The organism is Sporosarcina sp. PTS2304 (genome assembly GCF_003351785.1).
Classification (GTDB): Bacteria; Bacillota; Bacilli; order Bacillales_A; family Planococcaceae; genus Sporosarcina.
Genome location: NZ_CP031230.1, coordinates 72,147 through 91,046, shown reverse-complemented (window position 1 = coordinate 91,046; position 18,900 = coordinate 72,147). Strand labels below are relative to the sequence as shown.

At 39.4% G+C, this 18,900-nt stretch carries 14 protein-coding genes; 11 read left to right on the top strand and 3 right to left on the bottom strand.

Annotated features, from left to right (window positions below):
- The first annotated feature begins 3 nt into the window (after nucleotides 1-3).
- Entirely contained in the window at nucleotides 4-3,909 is a 3,906-nt protein-coding gene (locus DV702_RS00370) for a DUF5011 domain-containing protein (RefSeq protein WP_114922918.1), read from the top strand.
- Nucleotides 3,910-3,957: 48 nt separating this feature from the next.
- On the opposite strand, the gene DV702_RS00365 is transcribed toward DV702_RS00370, so the two are convergent.
- Both DV702_RS00365 and DV702_RS00360 read right to left on the bottom strand, forming a co-directional pair.
- Complete coding sequence (locus tag DV702_RS00365) at nucleotides 3,958-6,354, bottom strand: RCC1 domain-containing protein (RefSeq protein ID WP_162805678.1); 2,397 nt, start codon at nucleotides 6,352-6,354, stop codon at nucleotides 3,958-3,960.
- A 42-nt stretch (nucleotides 6,355-6,396) separates the two neighbouring features.
- Entirely contained in the window at nucleotides 6,397-8,517 is a 2,121-nt protein-coding gene (locus DV702_RS00360; protein ID WP_114922916.1) for a hypothetical protein, read from the bottom strand.
- A gap of 59 nt (nucleotides 8,518-8,576) precedes the next feature.
- Between DV702_RS00360 and DV702_RS00355 the strand changes: the two genes are divergently transcribed.
- The 3 genes from DV702_RS00355 (at nucleotide 8,577) to DV702_RS00345 (ending at nucleotide 10,522) form a co-directional block, all read left to right on the top strand.
- Entirely contained in the window at nucleotides 8,577-8,951 is a 375-nt protein-coding gene (locus DV702_RS00355; RefSeq protein ID WP_162805677.1) for a hypothetical protein, read from the top strand.
- A gap of 73 nt (nucleotides 8,952-9,024) precedes the next feature.
- Entirely contained in the window at nucleotides 9,025-10,188 is a 1,164-nt protein-coding gene (locus DV702_RS00350) for an IS256 family transposase (RefSeq protein WP_114922914.1), read from the top strand.
- 118 nt (nucleotides 10,189-10,306) lie between these two features.
- Nucleotides 10,307-10,522 carry a hypothetical protein gene (locus DV702_RS00345; protein ID WP_114922913.1) on the top strand — a complete coding sequence of 72 codons (216 nt, stop codon included), beginning with the start codon at nucleotides 10,307-10,309 and terminating at the stop codon, nucleotides 10,520-10,522.
- 47 nt (nucleotides 10,523-10,569) lie between these two features.
- On the opposite strand, the gene DV702_RS00340 is transcribed toward DV702_RS00345, so the two are convergent.
- Nucleotides 10,570-12,495 carry a 3'-5' exonuclease gene (locus tag DV702_RS00340; RefSeq protein ID WP_114922912.1) on the bottom strand — a complete coding sequence of 642 codons (1,926 nt, stop codon included), beginning with the start codon at nucleotides 12,493-12,495 and terminating at the stop codon, nucleotides 10,570-10,572.
- 331 nt (nucleotides 12,496-12,826) lie between these two features.
- Between DV702_RS00340 and DV702_RS00335 the strand changes: the two genes are divergently transcribed.
- The 7 genes from DV702_RS00335 to DV702_RS00305 all read left to right on the top strand — a co-directional run bounded on the left by DV702_RS00335 (nucleotide 12,827) and on the right by DV702_RS00305 (nucleotide 18,900).
- Nucleotides 12,827-13,258, top strand: coding sequence for a c-type cytochrome (locus DV702_RS00335; protein WP_114922911.1), 432 nt, complete (start codon nucleotides 12,827-12,829; stop codon nucleotides 13,256-13,258).
- A gap of 18 nt (nucleotides 13,259-13,276) precedes the next feature.
- A complete protein-coding gene (gene nosZ / locus DV702_RS00330) occupies nucleotides 13,277-15,148 on the top strand; it encodes a Sec-dependent nitrous-oxide reductase (RefSeq protein ID WP_114922910.1) in 1,872 nt (623 codons plus the stop codon).
- Nucleotides 15,149-15,215: 67 nt separating this feature from the next.
- On the top strand, nucleotides 15,216-15,782 hold the full coding sequence (locus tag DV702_RS00325; protein ID WP_114922909.1) for a hypothetical protein: 567 nt from the start codon (nucleotides 15,216-15,218) through the stop codon (nucleotides 15,780-15,782).
- Nucleotides 15,779-17,086, top strand: a complete 1,308-nt coding sequence (gene nosD / locus DV702_RS00320; protein WP_114922908.1) for a nitrous oxide reductase family maturation protein NosD — start codon at nucleotides 15,779-15,781, stop codon at nucleotides 17,084-17,086. The genes DV702_RS00325 and nosD overlap by 4 nt, the downstream gene beginning before the upstream one ends.
- Nucleotides 17,086-17,883, top strand: coding sequence for an ABC transporter permease subunit (locus DV702_RS00315; protein ID WP_114922907.1), 798 nt, complete (start codon nucleotides 17,086-17,088; stop codon nucleotides 17,881-17,883). Before nosD ends, DV702_RS00315 begins: the two co-directional genes overlap by 1 nt.
- On the top strand, nucleotides 17,876-18,544 hold the full coding sequence (locus DV702_RS00310; protein WP_114922906.1) for an ABC transporter ATP-binding protein: 669 nt from the start codon (nucleotides 17,876-17,878) through the stop codon (nucleotides 18,542-18,544). The genes DV702_RS00315 and DV702_RS00310 overlap by 8 nt, the downstream gene beginning before the upstream one ends.
- Nucleotides 18,541-18,900 (top strand): FixH family protein, encoded by a 360-nt coding sequence (locus tag DV702_RS00305; RefSeq protein ID WP_162805676.1) that lies wholly within the window; start codon nucleotides 18,541-18,543, stop codon nucleotides 18,898-18,900. Before DV702_RS00310 ends, DV702_RS00305 begins: the two co-directional genes overlap by 4 nt.

The window sequence follows — 18,900 nt, the reverse complement described above, 5'->3', positions numbered from 1 at the left end:
AGTATGAACAAGTTTTTTTGTGCGTTCTTATCTTTTTTGTTAGTATTCACGACGCTTGGTCCGCTACCGAGTGTCGCATCTAGTTTTTCTGGAAGTGTCCCGTCGACTGTAGAGGTAGAGACAAACGATAAGGCTAATATATCTGTTACTATGAACGGTGGGAATAATCTATGGCAAATCATTTTACGTGACAAGGATACTAATGCTCAGATAGGGAATGTCTTAGGAAGCGAGTCCGAGTTCACTGACGTTTCTCCAGGACTTTACGTAGTTGAAGCTGCAAAAACTATAGTAGATAGTGAAGGTATGAGTAACACCATTACTGAAATATCGCCCGTTATAACAGTCAAACCGAAAGCCTTAACTACTTTTGAAAGTAGTCCTTATCAGTTAATTGTGAAAGAAGCAATGATAGGGAGTACAGTAAATCTTTACAAGCCGGGTAGTACTACTCCTTACCAATCTAAAGCTGTAGATGCTAATAGAGAGGTAATTTTTGATGGCATTGATGCGAACAAAGCTTATCGGGTAACACAAACATTTAACAGAGCAGAAAGTACTCCATCCGGCCTCGTCAGTGTAAAACCTGACAAAGTTACTATTCAATCACCAAAAGATTCAGGCGCAACTAATAACTTGGGCGAATTAACTGTTGTTAATACAAAAAAAGAAAATATGCTTATTCTGTACCGCGCTGAAAATGAAGGTGAACTAGGGATAGAAGAAAAACGTATGCCTTCTACCGGTGTAATACATAAATTCGATGGCTTACGTGCGGGAGTTTACACTGTAAGACAGGTGGAAGATACTTTAGAAAGTGAACTATCAAATGAACTCGTCATAAAAAATCAACAAAAGCCTATTCTTGAATTAGAAGGTCCTGCCACTATTGAGCTGCACCATAATAAATCTTCTCAAGACACGTATACAGAATTTGGTGTCAACATAACGGACAAAAATGGTACTACTACTCAACGGACAGAGCCGATATCTTGTACACCTGGGGTAAAGATTAGTTTGAATATAATGTATTTGACGTTTAATGGACATAATACGAAACCGAATCCTGGCGAATATATTGTTCGATACACAGCGACTGACTGCACGGATCCTTCACTCTATTCCAGTATAGATCGAAAAGTGATTGTCTATCCTGAAACTATCGAGTTAGAACGTACGAAAGATACATTAGAAACACATGGAACTTCTCCTATTGAATATCACATTACTGGTGAAATTACAGTTAAAAACGTCTTTAACAATGCGACGTTAACTTTGTACCAAGATCCGAGTGGTAGTAATACTATAGAAAATGCGAGAGTCATTCAAAAAAAAGTGAGAGCTAACGGCGGTTCATTTACATTTCAAAGAGTACCTGTCGGAATAGGATATTTTGTAGTTCAAGAATTCGGGGGTGTACAAAGTGAAAGTTCTGAACGAATGGATATTTTAGATACGACACCACCCGAATTAAAATTAAAAGGCACTGCTACAATGGAAATTGAAGTGGGCACACCGTTCGTAGATCCTGGATACGATGCAAAAGATAATATAGATGTTCCCGGTACGCTACAAGTAATCATCGGTGGAGATACAGTGAATGAAAAGGTTCCGGGAAGCTATACGATTACGTACGATGTGAAAGATGAGGCTGGCAATGAAGCAGTGGACAAAATTACAAATGCTAGACCCGCTTTGACTAGAACTGTCATTGTCAAACCTAAGCCGGTTATCGCAATCGGTAGCATTGCAACTAAAGGAGAAATCGGTGTCACTAATATTTTTGTAGGAATAGGTTCCACTACTACTACACTTAAGCTTTATAAAGCGAACAGTGATGACGTCTTTACGAACATACCAATTACAGAAAAGATTTTAGATTCAAAAGAAACTACTTATGTCTTTAAAAATTTAAGTCCTGGGCGTTATCGAGTAACCCAAGAAGTAAATGGGATTTCTAGTAACGTATCTAACACAGCAGAGGTTGTAGATATTGACAAACCTTATATCACCTTACAAGGTCCTGAACATATTAATGTAACAATGGGTAGCTCATTCGATCCATATTACACAAGTTCCAATCGTTTCACGGATCCAGGTGCGACCGCAGATGACTATTTATTAAGTAAAGATGGATATTTATTTTTAAGCGCTGTTCTTACTGGACCAACGACTGACACGATTGTGAGCGAGATTACTAATGTTCAAGGAACTTCGATACAGCTTCCTAGCGTCACAATTCAAACGCCTGGTCTGTACACTATTAAATATGTCGCAAAAGCAATACGTGGAAAAGAAGCTGATCCAAAGTATCGAACAATCACAGTTGCGCCAGAAAAGCTTGATAGACCAAATTATAATAACAACACAAAGGAACTAAATGTACTAGTCAAACAGTACGGCACTCTGCCTAATGCTGCTAAACCGACTATAGTAAAATTATATAATTCATATGATCAACTGATGGATACAAAGCTAGTTACAACAGGTACTGTAGCTATATTTACAAACGTTCCAGCAGGCATTGGCTACTACGCCACTCAAACAGTAAACGGCATAGAAAGCCAACCTTCACTTCCGATAAATATTAGTATTTTTGATGAAGTGAAAACTACAGCCCAAATTACTGATTTCAACTTTAAAGAAGTAGATGCGATCAGTGTCATCGATCACAACACAGGTCCGAATACAGGCACAATTTCTGTGACTGTACCTAAAGGAACATTACTCACAAGCTTGACTCCTGTCATGACAATTATCGGTACAATTTCACCGGATCCTGAAAAGAAAACTAATTTTACAAATGATGTGATATATACAGTGAGAAGTACAGATAACACACCATCGAGAATTTATACAGTAAAAGTGACAGTAGCTAAAGAGAGCACCACTGTAGCGAAACCTATCGAAAAGAACATTGTGCTTTCCACTAGTCAACCAACTCATTCTTTAACTGCTGCAGAGAGAACTGAAGCGATGGAGAAAGGAATTACGTTTTCTACTCTTACAACAAAATTGCACGTTCCAGCAAGTAACGTAGTTGAGTCATCTTCTTCTACACTTACTTTTACTGAGCCTACGAAAGGTACATTTGAAGTAAATTGGGGTAATCTCTCTCGTTTCATGCAACCAGTCGAACTAGAGCTTCCCAAATTTGGCACAAAAGTATTTGCCAAGGTAATGGAGGTAAACGGAAAACAATATACAATCGTATTACCAAGTTCTACTACAACTACTAAAATCACTGGATTGATCAGAGAGCCTGGAGCATACACACTTGTCGATAAGCTAGATGCACCTATCATTTCTGCACCTACTAAAAAAGACGGCAAAAACTCTTATAAATTGAATACATCTGCAAAAGATCCAGCGATTAAGATTTACTATACAACAAGCAGTAAAGATATCTCTTTTGTTCGTAGTGCTCAAACCGGTGCTAAGCCGGCACTTAGCAATTACGTAATAGATGCCTCTCCTGCTGATATTCTTAAGTGGACAGAATATCAAGCGGGACAAACTATAGAAACAAATGCAGAATTATATGCAGTCGTAGTGAAAAATGGTCAAATCAGTCCTGTTGCTACACTTCCTACAGATCATTCGATTGATTGGAGCAAAACCGTACCTGCTTATGATACGCATAAAGTATTGTCTGTAAAATTTAATGCTAGAGTAGATCGCGAAGCCCTATATTCTGGTTTGATCTTCGTCACGGATGATACGACCAATCAAAAAGTCGAAACTGAACTGCAAATGAGTAATGATGGAAAAACGATATACGTCGTTCCCAAAACTGCTTACACCCGTGGCAAGCAATATACGCTTCATATCGATCGACAGTTTAAAGGAAATACAAAAAATAAGGAATTCCTGAAAAAGTCCTTACTTCAAACATTTAAAATTAAATAACGAAAAAAGAGTCGCTCCCTATATGGGAAGCGGCTCTTTTCAAATTACTCATAATTTAATTTGGAATTTCATTTGTACGGGTTTGCTTAACTTTCGACCATCTAACGCCTTTACTTTATCTTCTATAAACAAATAGTAATTAGCACCTTTTTTGTACTGATAGCCACTTTGCAGACGAATCTCCATAGTTTCCCCATCTGCCGACACTTGATAACCAAGCGGCATAGACACTCCCGATTCATTTAGTACATAGACACTGTCAGAATTAAATGTCTTACTATCTAACTTTTGATTAAATCGGATTTTCCAAACTTTTGTTGGCTCGACATTAAAACGTTCATCTTCTGTTTTAAAACCAACGCGCGGATAAGAAACTGCTCCTTCTTGCTTTTCAACTGTTACCGTAACAGTCGCAACCTTTCCCCCATCTACACTCGTAGCGACAATAGTAGCCGTTCCTGCTGAGTGCGCAGTGAGCTTACCGCCTTCCACACTCACTATCGTTGGTTTGCTAGAGTACCAATTGACATTTTGATTGGTCGCGTTTGATGGACTGATTCTAGCGACTAAAGTCGATTGTTCTCCTACTACTAAATCCATTTCGGGACCTTTGCTTAACGCTATTGCGGCTACCGGAATTTTCGTCAGTACATTTTCCGTCACGATAAATGTATTGCGAGAAATCCCTGTTAACGAATCTGTCTGCAAGCTTGGATTCAAGGGATCGTTACGCTTTTCAGCTACTGCTCCACTCTTTGCATCACGTACAACAAAGGAATAATAATAGTCCCTAGGCTTTAATGTTCTAGATACTTTCCATGTATTATTCGGTTGCTTCACCATCGGAATCTCAATCCAGTGATAGTTATCACCAAAGTTCCCCATAACAGAAACAGATTTTGACTTGGCATCCAATTCAAGTAGATCATGATAATCGAAACTACTGTATGTGAACGTAACTTCTTTATTATCAATAATAGGACCCACCGTCGCATATGGAGCTACCTTTAGCACACTGAATGTTCGTCCAAAGTCATCAATAGTTTTGTCTCGATTCAGTGGATCAACCGTCCACTCTCCATTCACTCGGAAACCATACTCATACTGTCCCGGCTGGAGTTCGACTTGCAATTCCCAAACCGTACCGCTAATTCGTTCCATCTGTAAGTCTACATTTTCGTTAAAGCTACCGTTTAGTTTAACATCCACCGTATCTGAATCACCGATGAAACGGAACTTTACTTGTCCACCTTGAACAAATGGATATTCATCTAGTTTCATAACACCGTCAATACCTGATACCTGTTTGAAGATCGGTAGCTTGGTCGTTGTGTCTGACGACAGTCTATCCCATTGCCAAACCGTGCCGTCTTGTTTGACCGCGAGTGTATAGCTATCCAAATAACCTCCGCCACCGATAGCAATGGCATCTGTCATTCCTTTAATTTGAATAGGTGCGGTTTGTGATGTTTGAATCCCTGACGCGTTACGTCCCCATTGCCAAACGGTTCCGTCATCTTTGACAATAATTGTATGATTATCTCCTGTTGCGATCGAACGAATATTACTTACACCTTTCACTTCAAACGGATCAAGCTTATTTTCATAGCCGCCGTCTCCAAGTTGACCATAAAAGTTACGACCCCAAGCAAGTAATGATGTGCGGTCTTGTTTCAGAGCTAATGAATGATTGTCACCAGCCGCAATTTCGATAATTCCGCTTAATCCAGGGATCGGTCTAGGTTCATCATTGTAGTCCGTTGTCTGACCTAAACCTAGCTGACCATACGTATTGCGTCCCCAAGCCCACACTGTACCGTCTTTTTTCAACGCAATGGAATGATCTTTTCCGGCCACTACGGTTGCGACGTTATCTAATCCGGCTACTTGTACCGGAGTTTCTGAGAACCTAGAACCCAGTGTTGTTCTTCCTAGCTGGCCATACGCATTATATCCCCAAGCCCAGATATTACCGGAACCGTCAACAGCCAACACATGACTTTCACCTGCTGAAATATCGACCATCCCTCCAGGTTCGATAATATCTGGATTACTAGAAAAACCTCCAACAGGTAATCGACCTAATTGACCATAGTCATTTAACCCCCAACTCCAGACTTTTCCGTTCACGTCAAGTGCAACCGTAAAGTTTCCACCTGCTGAGATTGCGATAATATCTGATAATCGATTTCCACCGGTCATCTGAATCGGCAAAGCGGTGCCAGGTGGTGTAGCAGGACCTGCACCTAGTTGACCATAGGTGCGATCCCCCCAACCCCAAACACTTCCATCTTCCTTTAATACTACTAAATGACTTTTCCCTGCATCCACCACGTTTTTATGATTTGCAATTCCATAGGCTTCTGCAGAATCTCCAAAGGAAATCAAAAAGGAAGCAAATAGTAGACATAATACAAGATATTTCTTAGTAAATTGAGTGAACAAACTCAACTCAACTCCTTTTTTACTTAGTGTCTAGTACACAAATTAGATTATTTCTACTTTTAATTCCATCGTATACGATTTACCTTCGTCATCTTTTGCTTCTAATATAATACTGCCTATACTAGATTGCACTGCACCCGTAATACTAAATTTCCCAGATAAATTATCCTTGTCGACCGTCCAACCTTCTGGAGTATTTACTATTTTCCAATCCGTCAATTTCCCTTTAGCAGGTTCATCTTCACTTATACGACTATTGATCATCGTAACGTCAAATTCCATACCAGCAGCAGGGAGTTGGAGATTTCCTGCCACAACTAGCACTGACGTCGCAGTAGTCTTATCATCTTCGTCCAACACTTTTTCATTCAGAATAAAGTGGTTACTTGCCGTCAAATCCGGTGTAGTCGCCACGTCTTCTTCTTTGTTAGCCAACACAGTAAATGCATTACTTTCTTTTAGCTCATTACCCGGACTTAAACTCAAATCCACTTTCCCGCTGATTACTTCTAATTGTACGGGAGCTTTTGCATTGTACCTAAAGATTAACGGGTCTGAATTTGAAGTAACAATACGCAGCGGACTGTTGTTAGAAATATCAATTCCGCCATCAGACTTGAAGTTATTAAAATGAACTGACTTTTCTCCACCACTTACAATAGTAGTAGCGCCTAAAACTGTCGAAGTACTTACAATAGCCGTACCCTCAGCACCTACATCAATCGTTACATCACCGTCAATTGTCATGTCATCCAGTCGAATCATTTTATTGGCAGTTCCATTTCCTAACTTCAGATGACCCTCAATTTTCCCGCCTTTAATAGTTACATTCCGATCAATGATAAGCGTATCGTCTGGCAGGCTGTTCACATTAATAGTACCTGATACATTAATAGTTTTAAATTGTTCATTTGCCAATGCTAATTGAAGCTGTTCCAAATTTTTAACCTCAATACTATTACCTACTGAGTACACAACAGCTAAGTCATTTAATGCCCTAACGTCCACTTCTCTTACAATCTTGTCCAATAAATCTGGCGATGCTAAAATTTCGTATAAATTAACAGGCTTTCCGAAAAATTTTAAATCCGCTGTTACGTAATCATTAATTTTGAAATCTTTTTCCCGATCATTCACTCTCATTTTGAAATTCTTCGTTTCAAGCTTACGACCATGTTCACTATAAGCAGTTAACTCGAAATCATCACTTTGCTTATATTCTTTGCACGTTTCTGTTTTAGGATCATTTTCTACACAGGACAGTTCTGTGATACCTGCCTGCCCCATTGAGAAACCGTTTACCCCAGTAACCGAACGATTTAAATCTCTCTCGTGTTGCGCGCTGGTGCCTAGCTTTACTTTAAGACGCGCAGCACGTGAATCTGCAATGACGTCAATATTCGACAGGTTTGGCGCGTTATTTGATGGATCTACGACACCTTTATAGCGGTGAATCGTTTCAATTTTCGTCATGTAGATTGGCGGAACTTGAATAATTACTTCACGCGGCTCGTTATGCATAAAGATTTTCTCATTAATTAGTTTGGCATTGTTACTATTGACGAATACAGACTCAAATCCTGGTAGTAAATCATAAAATTTAAACGGCAATTCATAATTTGTCAGTTGATCAAAATACAACTTTCCCTTTTTAATAATTAGTTTAAAGTCGTCACTTTTCTTATGATCAATAAGCTCCAAGTTTTTAAAAGTAATCGTTAACACTTTGCCTACAGGTGAAACTGTATCTATAATAGGCACTTCGATGTCAGTCCCAGCCACTTGTTGAACAACGTATACATCCTCTTTTGTAATAGTGCGGATGTTTTTATCAAATGTTATAACAACATTTTTCGCACCTGTAAATCCATTGTATAGAGCTGCTGTTTCTTTAAATTCATACTCATACGGCTTTTTCTCAACTGGTGTTCCTATCGCCGTTGCAGCATCCGCCTTTAATCCAACACTAAGCATACTGACCGTCAACACGAATGCCAGCGCAATCTTACATAGTTGTTTCATCTGCTCATTCTCCCCTGCTTTATTTTTTGTTCCAAATACTTCTGTAAAAAGCCCTTTAATACTTTTTAAAAATAGGTCTTCTCTACTTTTTATCGGCATTACGGAAGATTTGTTAAGATAGCAAAATCGATCATTTGACATTATTTACTGACCTATAAAACAGGGGGAACTTAACTGCGATGAGCGGGAGTGGAAATTCTATGAGCGAACGTGGCATTTCTATGAGCGCAGACACACTCGCTATGAGCGGATTCGAACATTTTATGAGCGCAGGCACACTCGCTATGAGCGGATTCGAACATTTTATGAGCGCAGGCACACTCGCTATGAGCGGATTCGAACATTCTATGAGCGCAGGCACACTCGCTATGAGCGGATTCGAACGTTTTATGAGCGCAGACACACTCGCTATGAGCGGATTCGAACGTTTTATGAGCGCAGACACACTCGCTATGAGCGGATCCGAACATTCTATGAGCGCAGACACACTCGCTATGAGCGGATCCGAACATTCTATGAGCGCAGACACACTCGCTATGAGCGGATCCGAAGATAAAGTCCATATAATTGTGTAAATAGAAAAAGAGCCACATCAATTCCCTATGTTACAATGTTCACAACCACGATCACATTGAGGAGGAATTGATGATGACCCTATTTGATTATCTTAACATAAACGAGGAAGAACTAAAAGAAGCGGTGATGACTTCTAATCTGGACAACGTGCTGAAATCTGCTGTCGTTCTCATATTAAATGAGTATATGGAAAAAGAAAGAGATGAGTATTTGGAAACGGCCAAATATGAACGAGTAGCTGAGCGACGTGACTATCGCAACGGCTACTATGAACGAGAACTGATGATCACTATCGGGCGCGTGAAATTAAAAGTTCCGCGTACACGAGAAGGTGGTTTTTCGACATCGGTTTTTGAAAAATATGCACGGGTGGACCAGGCGTTTATGCTTTCCATGCTAGAGATGGTGGTCAGTGGCGTTTCCACAAGGAAAGTGACGAATGTTATCGAGACATTATGCGGAGAAACGGTTTCTAAATCTTTCGTATCTTCACTGACTGCCCAGCTCGATCCGATCGTCAACCAATGGGCCAGCCGTCCTTTGAATGTGACGACGTATCGTTACTTGCATGTGGACGCCATGTATATCAAAGTCCGTGAGAATCGAAAAGTGGTTTCCAAAGCAGTTTATATCGCGACGGCGATCAGCACGGACAACCGCCGGGAAGTGGTGGGGCTGAAAATTGATCAAGCAGAGAGTTTCGAAGCTTGGCAGTCGTTCCTCCAGAGTCTAAAGCGACGTGGACTCCAATCTCCTGACCTTGTCATCTCGGATGCACATGAGGGGCTCAAGAAGGCGATTAGCCAGGAGTTTGTCGGGACTTCTTGGCAACGATGTACTGTCCATTTCAAGCGGAATCTACTAAAAGCATTACCGAAAAAAATGGCCAAATCCTTTATGGCGGACGTGCGCACTATTTTTATGAGCGCTGATCTTGAAGGAGCTCGGGAAGCGAAAGAACGGCTGGTAGAGAAGTATGCGAAAGAGCCACGTGTTCAAAAAGCGTTAGATATTCTTGAGGGAGGCTATGATGAGGCCACGCAGTTCTTAAATGAGCCTTCTCGTTATCATCGCTATACAAGTTCTACCAATCACCTAGAACGCTTAAATCAAGAAGTGCGAAGAAGAGAACAAGTCATCCGCATTTTTCCAAATGAGCAGTCTGCCTTTCGACTGATCGGTGCTGTGCTGATGGAGGCGGATGAACGTCTACAAAAAGGCAGCCCGCTACGGTAAGTCAAAACAAAACTGTTCCCGCAGGGAGGGGGTACCCCCTCCCTGCGGGAACAGCAAATCGAACTATCCGTGAAGTGACATTCAATAGGGGATAAGTAATTTACACAAGATCAAGGACTTGACTGGATCCGAACATTCTATGAGCGCAGACACACTCGCTATGAGCGGATCCGAACATTCTATGAGCGCAGACACACTCGCTATGAGCGGATCCGAACATTCTATGAGCGCAGGCACACTCGCTATGAGCGGATTCGAACATTTTATGAGCGCGACTACGCTTTTTCGTATTGCTCTGTTAGTAACTACTTTTGAGATTTTCGAAATGTATTAGAGCGAAAGGAAATGAACTTTATTTTAGTTGTGGCCTAGTATCTACTATTATTTTATTTGCTTTATGATAGATAGAGATTGCTCTTTGTTCCGTTCTTCTAAAATACCGTCAAAGTATGCAGTGAAATCAGAATGTCCAGAATATGAAATCCACAAGTATTCTTTCGCCCGTGTCATACCGATATATAACAGCGATGCTTCACGCTCAACATCGTCTACTAACGTGAATGGAATATTATTTGCATTGACTATAAAAACGGCTTGAAAATCTAGACCTTTACTACTTTCAATTGTGCTGATTTTTACAGTCTCTTGGTCTTTTTTATAATTACGCTTAGAATCGCTATTTTCCGCAATCCAATAGTAAGGAATCCCTTCCCCTTCTAATGCTCTTTTCAGGTGAGAAATATAGTCCATAGTAGAGTCACGTTTGACACGATATAAAATCAGCATTTCACAGTACGGTAAGTTCTTTTCTCGATGCAATTTGGCAATTTGTTTGGCAACGGACTTTACTTCGCGTTCAAAGCTGTTTGTGCGTATGATCGCAGGTTCGTAGCCTTTTCGACGTGTGCTTTGCGGAGAAATAATATCCCCTTCAAACTCTTTACTCACTACTTTGTTTTTCAAAACAGAATATTGCTGATAAAAATTCCACGCAAACGAGACGATCTGGGCTGTATTTCTATAATTAATGCTTAACACTTTAGAGCGGCCGCGAAAATCCAAACCTGTATCTTGCAAATAAGAACGGCCCCGCTTGTAAATAGACTGTGCCCGATCTTCCACTAATAACAATGATTTTGTATCCGGATTCAGTAAATGGCTTACTAATTTGAACCAATCTGCGTCGAAATCTTGTCCTTCGTCAATCATAATCGCATCATATGTCGGTAAAATTGCTTCGCCACTTTGTAATTTTTCAATCATCACTGGAATATTCGCCTCTGATATCCGCAAGTCATTACGCAGCCAACTATGGAAGTTACGCACGTTAATAAGATGATCAGCAGATTGGCGTGGTTGACCTTCATTGGTAAAATCAAAATCGAATAAGGATTCGGGCTCGTTCATCATATGACTTATCATTTGTTCAATGTTCTGCGCTAAAGAAATATTATAACAGAGTATTAAAATCTTCCAGTCTGGATGTTCACGAGCAAGCAACTTCGCGCGGCTCGCTAAAATCAACGTTTTTCCACTACCAGCTACTCCACGTATTAAACGATTTTTATCACCTATTTGTTTGGCCATATTCTCTTGATGCAAATCCATCGTCTTAATATCGTGTAATGACAGTAGTAACTGATCTTGGTAAGGAGAAGGTTGCTTAAATTCTGCACTAATGCGAACTTCTGGAAACAAGTGATATCGGATTGCGTCTATCTCTTCTTGACCGAGTGGTTCACGCATTCGATAAGGAACGATGAACATGTTTGCGATTTTCTCCAATAAATTTTCTTCTGTAAATGCTTCATGGTCAGGATCTATTTCATCCCGCGTGAATGAAAGATGAGGCTCTATGACACTATACAGTCCGTGATTGATAAAATCCATTTGGTGTAGTCGCGTAAATACGGTACCAAATCCATAAGGAAATTTTAATTGATATTGATATTTACCTTCCAATTGAATAAGATTTTTGTCTTTTTTCAATGCATCTACAAGTAAAAAAGCATTTTCCCGCGCTTGTTTATGCGGACTCTTTGTTTTGACTTGTTCACCATTTGTATTGATCAATGTCCATTCATCACGATCAAGCTGGAATAGTGTGTTTTTTGTATAGTCTTTTACCTCAAGTACAATCAAACCGAGATCAGGACCTATAATTACAAAGTCCGGTCGTTTGCCTCGTATTTCAGGCTCGTAATAGACAATATAGTCATCTGGTAAATAGTTTTTTAACGTGCGGAATAATAACCTCTCACCAGCAGTAGCGCTGGAACGAATCGTTTCGGGCACTGTAAATGCCATATACATCCTCCTTTCACTCACATTAGTTGATACTATTATACTATAAGGTAATTATTTGTAAAACTTAGTCTTTTGTAAATATTTATATTGAAAATTTAAGCTGAATGATATTTCAGTTCCTACGAAATAAATTCATTTATAAATCAAAAAAATGTTTATATAGTTTTTATAAAAGCGACGACTACACACTTACAAGACACTAATTTATCAAACAAAACATATTTCCCTAAAAAAATATGTTTTAAACTATTCAGTATAGGTTACCTGTAAGAATATACCTACTCTTTGGGATATGTATGGGTAAATATATTACGTAGGAGGTTTCGAATGTATGAGGTCTAATTTACTGATTTTCGCAGTCGCTTTTATTTTAGCATTTGGAGCTGGTTACTTACTGTTTCACGATGGTAAGAAAACAATACCGAACGAACAAGCTTCAAACCAAGTTGAAAACTCAGACGAAGACGGCACTAGTCCAAATGATGCTGAAGTAGAAGCAATACCAGCTGGCGCTGAACCGTTAAGTACAAATAGTTGTATCAGTTGCCATGCGGTCAAAGATGCAGGAATTGCAGGAGGTAATACTGGTCCTGATTTATCCGATGCATATGTAAATGTGAAAGATAAACACGGCAAGGAATTAGATGATTTCCTCAAAGAACCAACGAGCGCTGTCATGTCTGGTGTTATTGCGGAAAATCCTCTGTCCGATGAAGACAGAGAACAAATTGTTACATTCTTAAAAGAAACATCTGAAAAATAAAGAAACGAGGTGAAGTCTTTGAATAGAACAACAGGACGCATACTTTCCGCTTTACTAGGCATTGGACTCGGATTGCTAATCGCCTTTGTCTTTTTTGCAGATTTAAATAAAGGAGATGAAAGCGCTTCCTCTAATAAATCAAAAGCGGAAAAAGTTTTCGTGCCATATGGTGAATTGGATGAATATTATATGCTCGCTTCCGGCGGACACTCTGGACAACTTTTCGTCTACGGACTTCCTTCTATGAGAAAGATCCGTACAGTGCCTGTATTTACTCCTGATCCAGCAACAGGATACGGTTACGATGATAAGACGAAAGAAATGCTCGGTGGTTATACATGGGGAGACTTCCACCACCCTGCTATCTCAGAAACAGCTGGTGATTACGATGGAGAGTTCTTATTCGCTAATGACGTAGGGAATAATAGAGTAGCTGCAGTAGATTTAAAGAATTTCCACACGGCGGATATTATGTCATTGCCCAATATGGGTGGACCACACGCTGGTGTCTTCGTAACAGAGAATACGGAATATATCGCATTGCCGACACGATTTGCACGACCGCTTGGAGATGCGTATGCACCACTTGATAAGTATGAGGAAGAATATAAAGGTGTCGTGTCTATGACAACATTCGATAGGGAAAAGAAAAAATTCGATCTGGCGTATCAGATCGTTTTACCCCCTTGGTCATATGACTTATCAGATGCTGGTAAAAAAATGTCCAGCGACTGGATTGTGATGACTACTTATAACACAGAGTTTGCGACGACTAATCTTGAAATCAACGCTTCCCAACACGACCGTGACTACATTGTCATGCTAAATTGGAAGAAATTAGAGGAAGCTATCGAAGCAGGCGCTGGAGATGAAGTAGACGGAACGAAAATGATTGACCCTCGTAATATCGATGGTGGGATTTATGCAGTACCAGTTGCTAAATCTCCACACGGTGTAGATGTTACGCCAGATGGCTCAAGATTTATCGTAGCCGGGAAACTAGCTCCGATGATGACAGTTTTCTCATTCGAGAAAGCATTTGACGCTATTGAAAAAGCAGACTTTACAGAAGATGCATTTGGTATCCCGATATTAGATTATGAAAGTGTTATGGAAAGAGAAGTCGACCCTCCTGGCGCGCTGGGACCACTCCATACACAATTCGATGATCGTGGAAATGCATTTAATACGATGTTCATTTCTTCGGAAGTAGTCAAATGGAATATCGATACAGGTGAAGTAATTGACCGTACCCCTTCTTACTTTTCACCAGGTCACGCAGCAGCAACAGAGGGAGATACAGTTTCTCCTGACGGAAAATGGCTTGTCTCTTTGAACAAAATTGCTAAGGATAACTTCCTTTCCGTCGGTCCTTCTCACCCGGAATCAATGGACTTAATTGACATTTCCGGTGACAAGATGGAACATATTATGGCTGTTCCTGTAGATCCCGAACCGCATTATGCTCAAATTATTCATAGAGATAAAATCAATCCGATCAAAGTATATGAAAAGGAAGAAGATCGACCAAATTCTGTTTGGAAGCAAGAAGACGCACGGGTTGAACGTAAAGGCGATGAAGTACATGTCTACGGTATTGCCATGCGTTCCAAGTTCATATTCGATTACGAAGCTGAACGTCGTGATTCTGTCACTGTAAAGCAAGGTGATAAAGTATTCTTCCATATGACGAATATCGATTTGGATCAAGATATCACACACGGTTTTGGTATTAATGATTATAACTTGAACTTTGAAGTACAACCTGGACAAACCAACACGTTGGAATTCGTGGCAGATAAATCGGGTGTCTTCCCGATTTACTGTACAAACTTCTGTTCCGCGCTACACCAAGAGATGAGTGGATATTTACTAGTTGAACCAAAATAAACACAGGAATGAAATGTGAAGGAGGCACCGTCCTTCTTCACATTTTCAAGATTCAGGAGGTGTTCGAATGCAACAACGGTTATCTAGAACATCCATGGTAATTTTACTCATTTGTTCCGCTATTATTTTAGTGACGTTATTCGTACCTTGGTGGGGCATGAAGTTTTATGCACCTCAATATCCAGAGGGATTAGACATTATCGTTTATCCTACAACCCTTGCTGGAAATATAGATATCGTTAATGGCCTAAACCATTATATAGGCATGAAGGAATTTAGTAATGAATCGTTTCCAGAATTGCAATATATGCCGTACTTAGTTATTGGAATGGCAGTATTAACATTGCTAGTTGCCTTACTTAGAAGAAAGATCTTGCTATATGCATTGCTTGTCATTTTCGCAATCGGTGGATTAGCAGGATTGCTTGATATGAAAAGATGGCTAAAAGACTTCGGTACCAATTTAGATCCTATGGCACCTATTGAACTAGCCCCTTTTGTTCCACCTATCATTGGAGATAATGTGATTGCTAACTTTATCACGACCAGTTACTTCACCTATGGAGGATACATGCTTGTTTTAGCATTTCTTCTAATGATTTATTGTCTGTGGAAAGATCGGGTGAGAAGATGAGATCGATTACTTCTTTTTCTCTAACTATCGTTTTCTCTCTTCTACTCGGCCTTCCAGTCGTTGCTGAGTCGTTGCAAAAAATGGTTGATGATACGCCAACAAACGGCACTCTTACTTTAGAAAACAAAGAGTACGAAGGAAATATTGTTATTGATAAACCGATGACATTGAATGGACAACAGCAAACGTCTATTGTAGGTGATCGAACAGGAAATGTTATCGAAATTCGTAGTGACGATGTGGTAGTGAGCAATCTCAAGATTAAAGGTAGTGGCATGAGTCGGAGCTCGGAAGAAGAACATGCAGGTGTACGCATAATAGGTGATCGAAACACGTTACAAAATGTGCATATTTCTGACAGTTACCATGGAATATTTTTAAACAAAACAACGGGTACAGTCATTAAAGATAGCCATGTAGTCGGGCACGGCATCGAATCATTAGGCAACCAAGGCAACGGAGTTCACATCGCACGCTCCAGTAATAATACGATTCAAAACAGTCTTTTTGAAAAGACCCGAGACGGAATTTTCGTCGAGTATTCAAATGAAAATGTCGTAACGGGTAACACTATGACTGAAACTCGCTACGGTTTGCATTATATGTATTCAAACTTTAATGAGTTTAAAGACAATCGATTTATCAAGAATACGGGCGGCGCTGCGATTATGCACTCTGATCATATTTTACTTGAGAACAATCAATTTTCATTCAACCAAGGGTCGCGCTCTTTTGGCTTAATCGTACAAACGAGTCGTGATGTCCATGTGTTGAATAATGAATTCCACTTAAACCAGAGAGGTTTGTATTTAGAGCAATCGACGAGCAACACAATTGAAGGCAATGACTTTTTTCAAAATCAGATCGGTGTCGAACTTTGGACTTCTTCTACTGCACATGTCTTTTTCAAAAATCATTTTCGAAAAAATCAAATTGATGCGTTGACTGTAGGAGGAGAGTCTAATAATGAATGGTTTAAAAACGGGGTAGGTAATTACTGGTACACTCCCCAGTTAGATTTCGATCAAGACGGAATCGGCGATGAACCGGTAGAATATACATCCGCTTTAGATCATCTAGTACAAGAAAACGAACTTGCCTATATGTTTTTATCGAGCCCTGCGATTCTAATTTACGAAAAGCTCAATGCTCTATTATCTTCACAAAAAATTATGGCATACGATAAATATCCTCTTATGGATGACAATAAAAAGCCTAGTTGGATGTATCTTTTAGGACCAATTATCTTTCTACTACTTAGTAGTATATTTATATGGAATAGTATAAGGAAGGTGAAGCTTTAATGTATATTTGGAAGGAATTTTTAGAGCAGACTCGCGGAAAAGGCTTGTGGCTCGGTATTATCGTATTAATCATCGCCTCCTTATTCCTAATTGCTGAAGCACGTAACTTTCCTGCTGATTTAGGATTCGAAGCGATGTTATTGTCTGTTTTTGATATGAATATGTATTTACTACCATTATTCTCTATGTTTTTAGCTTCCTTTTCAATTTTCCAAGAAAAGGAGTTAAAAACTTCCATGATTTTATTGACGAAAAAGGAATCTCACTGGTCGTTTTTATTCAAAAAGACTATAGCTATTCAAGTAGTCCTCATTTCATTATTTATCGGTTCCTATTTGATATTAGCTATTTTCATGAAGTTCTTCTTAGAGTTCCATGTAACGAATTTTCTACACTTCTTGCTTGTCATGGCAATTTTCTTGTTGATCTTCAATCAACTAGGGATTCTACTAGGGACCGCCACTACTTCAAAAATGCAGTTAGTCGGTGCCAATATTCTCGTTTGGTTTTTCATAGTTTTCCTGTACGATCTTATATTTCTTTACTTCCTGCCTATCGTCAGTTTAGCGAATATACGATTTTTCTCTTGGCTCTATTTTTTAGACCCTATACACACGATGCGTTTCTACTTGGAAACAAGTTTCGGCTTATTTTCATTGGATCAAATGTCGAGAATGATGGAGAAGTTTATTTTCATGGATATGAACTTATTTCTACTATTAAACGCAATTATGTGGCCAGTTGTATTCTTTTTACTCACCACTGTATTTAGAAATGGGGGGACGATCAATGATTGAAATCGAGTCACTGACTTATGCTTATTTCAGAAAAAATGTCTTGAATGATATAAATTTGCATATAGAAAAAAATGAGCGCTGTGCATTGGTCGGACGTAATGGAGCTGGAAAATCCACACTGATTAAGTTATTGCTCGATCTCCTCACCGTAAAAAAAGGTGGAATTTCTCTTCATGGTATAGCGAATCATAAGCAAGAATGGAAGAAGTACGTTTCGTATTTACCTGAGAAATTTCAGCTGTATCCCCATTTGTCTGGAATGGAAAACATGCGTTTTTTCGCATCATTATCCGATCAAAAACCTGATATTTCAAAAATGGAAAGGATCCTGCAATCTGTTTCTTTATATGAAGCTCGAAATGATTCCATTTCTACATATTCAAAAGGAATGTTGCAGCGTCTAGGCTTGGGGCTAGTTTTATATTATGATACAGAAATTATAATTTTAGATGAACCTACGAGTGGGTTAGACCCTATCGGTCGTGAAGAAATACTTACGATAATTTCAAACTTACAAAACAAAACTATTTTGATGGCTTCCCACCACTTATCAGAAATTAAAAGAATTTGTACACATGTTGCTTTTCTAGAAGATGGCCAGCTAACGAAATACACAGTAGATGAATTTATCGAAACACATATGAAGGAGGAATGGCATTGAGAAAAATTAGTTTGATTATGACATTTGTCGTGTTTTTACTTGTAGGATGTAATTCATCAAGTATTGATATACAAGTAGAACAAGCACCTATCTATTCGGGTGAAACACCATCTGAACTAGTATTAAAAATTACTAAAGATGAAGAAGCTGTAGATGGACTAGAAGTTACTGCAGATTTAGAAATGGCTAAAATGGATCACGGCCACATAAAAGTGGAACTTACGGAGCAAGGAAATGGAATGTACACCGGTGAAGTTGTGTTGCCGATGGGCGGAGAATGGATTGCAGATGTAAAAGCAACATCCAACGATGATGAAACAGAACAAATTATTACATTTGACGTTGAAGAGAGATGA

Coding starts and splice junctions, on each gene's coding strand:
- nosD (WP_114922908.1), top strand. CDS start 15,779: ATGAGATCGATTACTTCTTTTTCTCTAACTATCGTTTTCTCTCTTCTA.
- DV702_RS00335 (WP_114922911.1), top strand. CDS start 12,827: ATGAGGTCTAATTTACTGATTTTCGCAGTCGCTTTTATTTTAGCATTT.
- DV702_RS00310 (WP_114922906.1), top strand. CDS start 17,876: ATGATTGAAATCGAGTCACTGACTTATGCTTATTTCAGAAAAAATGTC.
- DV702_RS00355 (WP_162805677.1), top strand. CDS start 8,577: ATGAGCGAACGTGGCATTTCTATGAGCGCAGACACACTCGCTATGAGC.
- DV702_RS00350 (WP_114922914.1), top strand. CDS start 9,025: ATGACCCTATTTGATTATCTTAACATAAACGAGGAAGAACTAAAAGAA.
- DV702_RS00325 (WP_114922909.1), top strand. CDS start 15,216: ATGCAACAACGGTTATCTAGAACATCCATGGTAATTTTACTCATTTGT.
- DV702_RS00370 (WP_114922918.1), top strand. CDS start 4: ATGAACAAGTTTTTTTGTGCGTTCTTATCTTTTTTGTTAGTATTCACG.
- DV702_RS00360 (WP_114922916.1), bottom strand. CDS start 8,517: ATGTCAAATGATCGATTTTGCTATCTTAACAAATCTTCCGTAATGCCG.
- DV702_RS00340 (WP_114922912.1), bottom strand. CDS start 12,495: ATGGCATTTACAGTGCCCGAAACGATTCGTTCCAGCGCTACTGCTGGT.
- DV702_RS00315 (WP_114922907.1), top strand. CDS start 17,086: ATGTATATTTGGAAGGAATTTTTAGAGCAGACTCGCGGAAAAGGCTTG.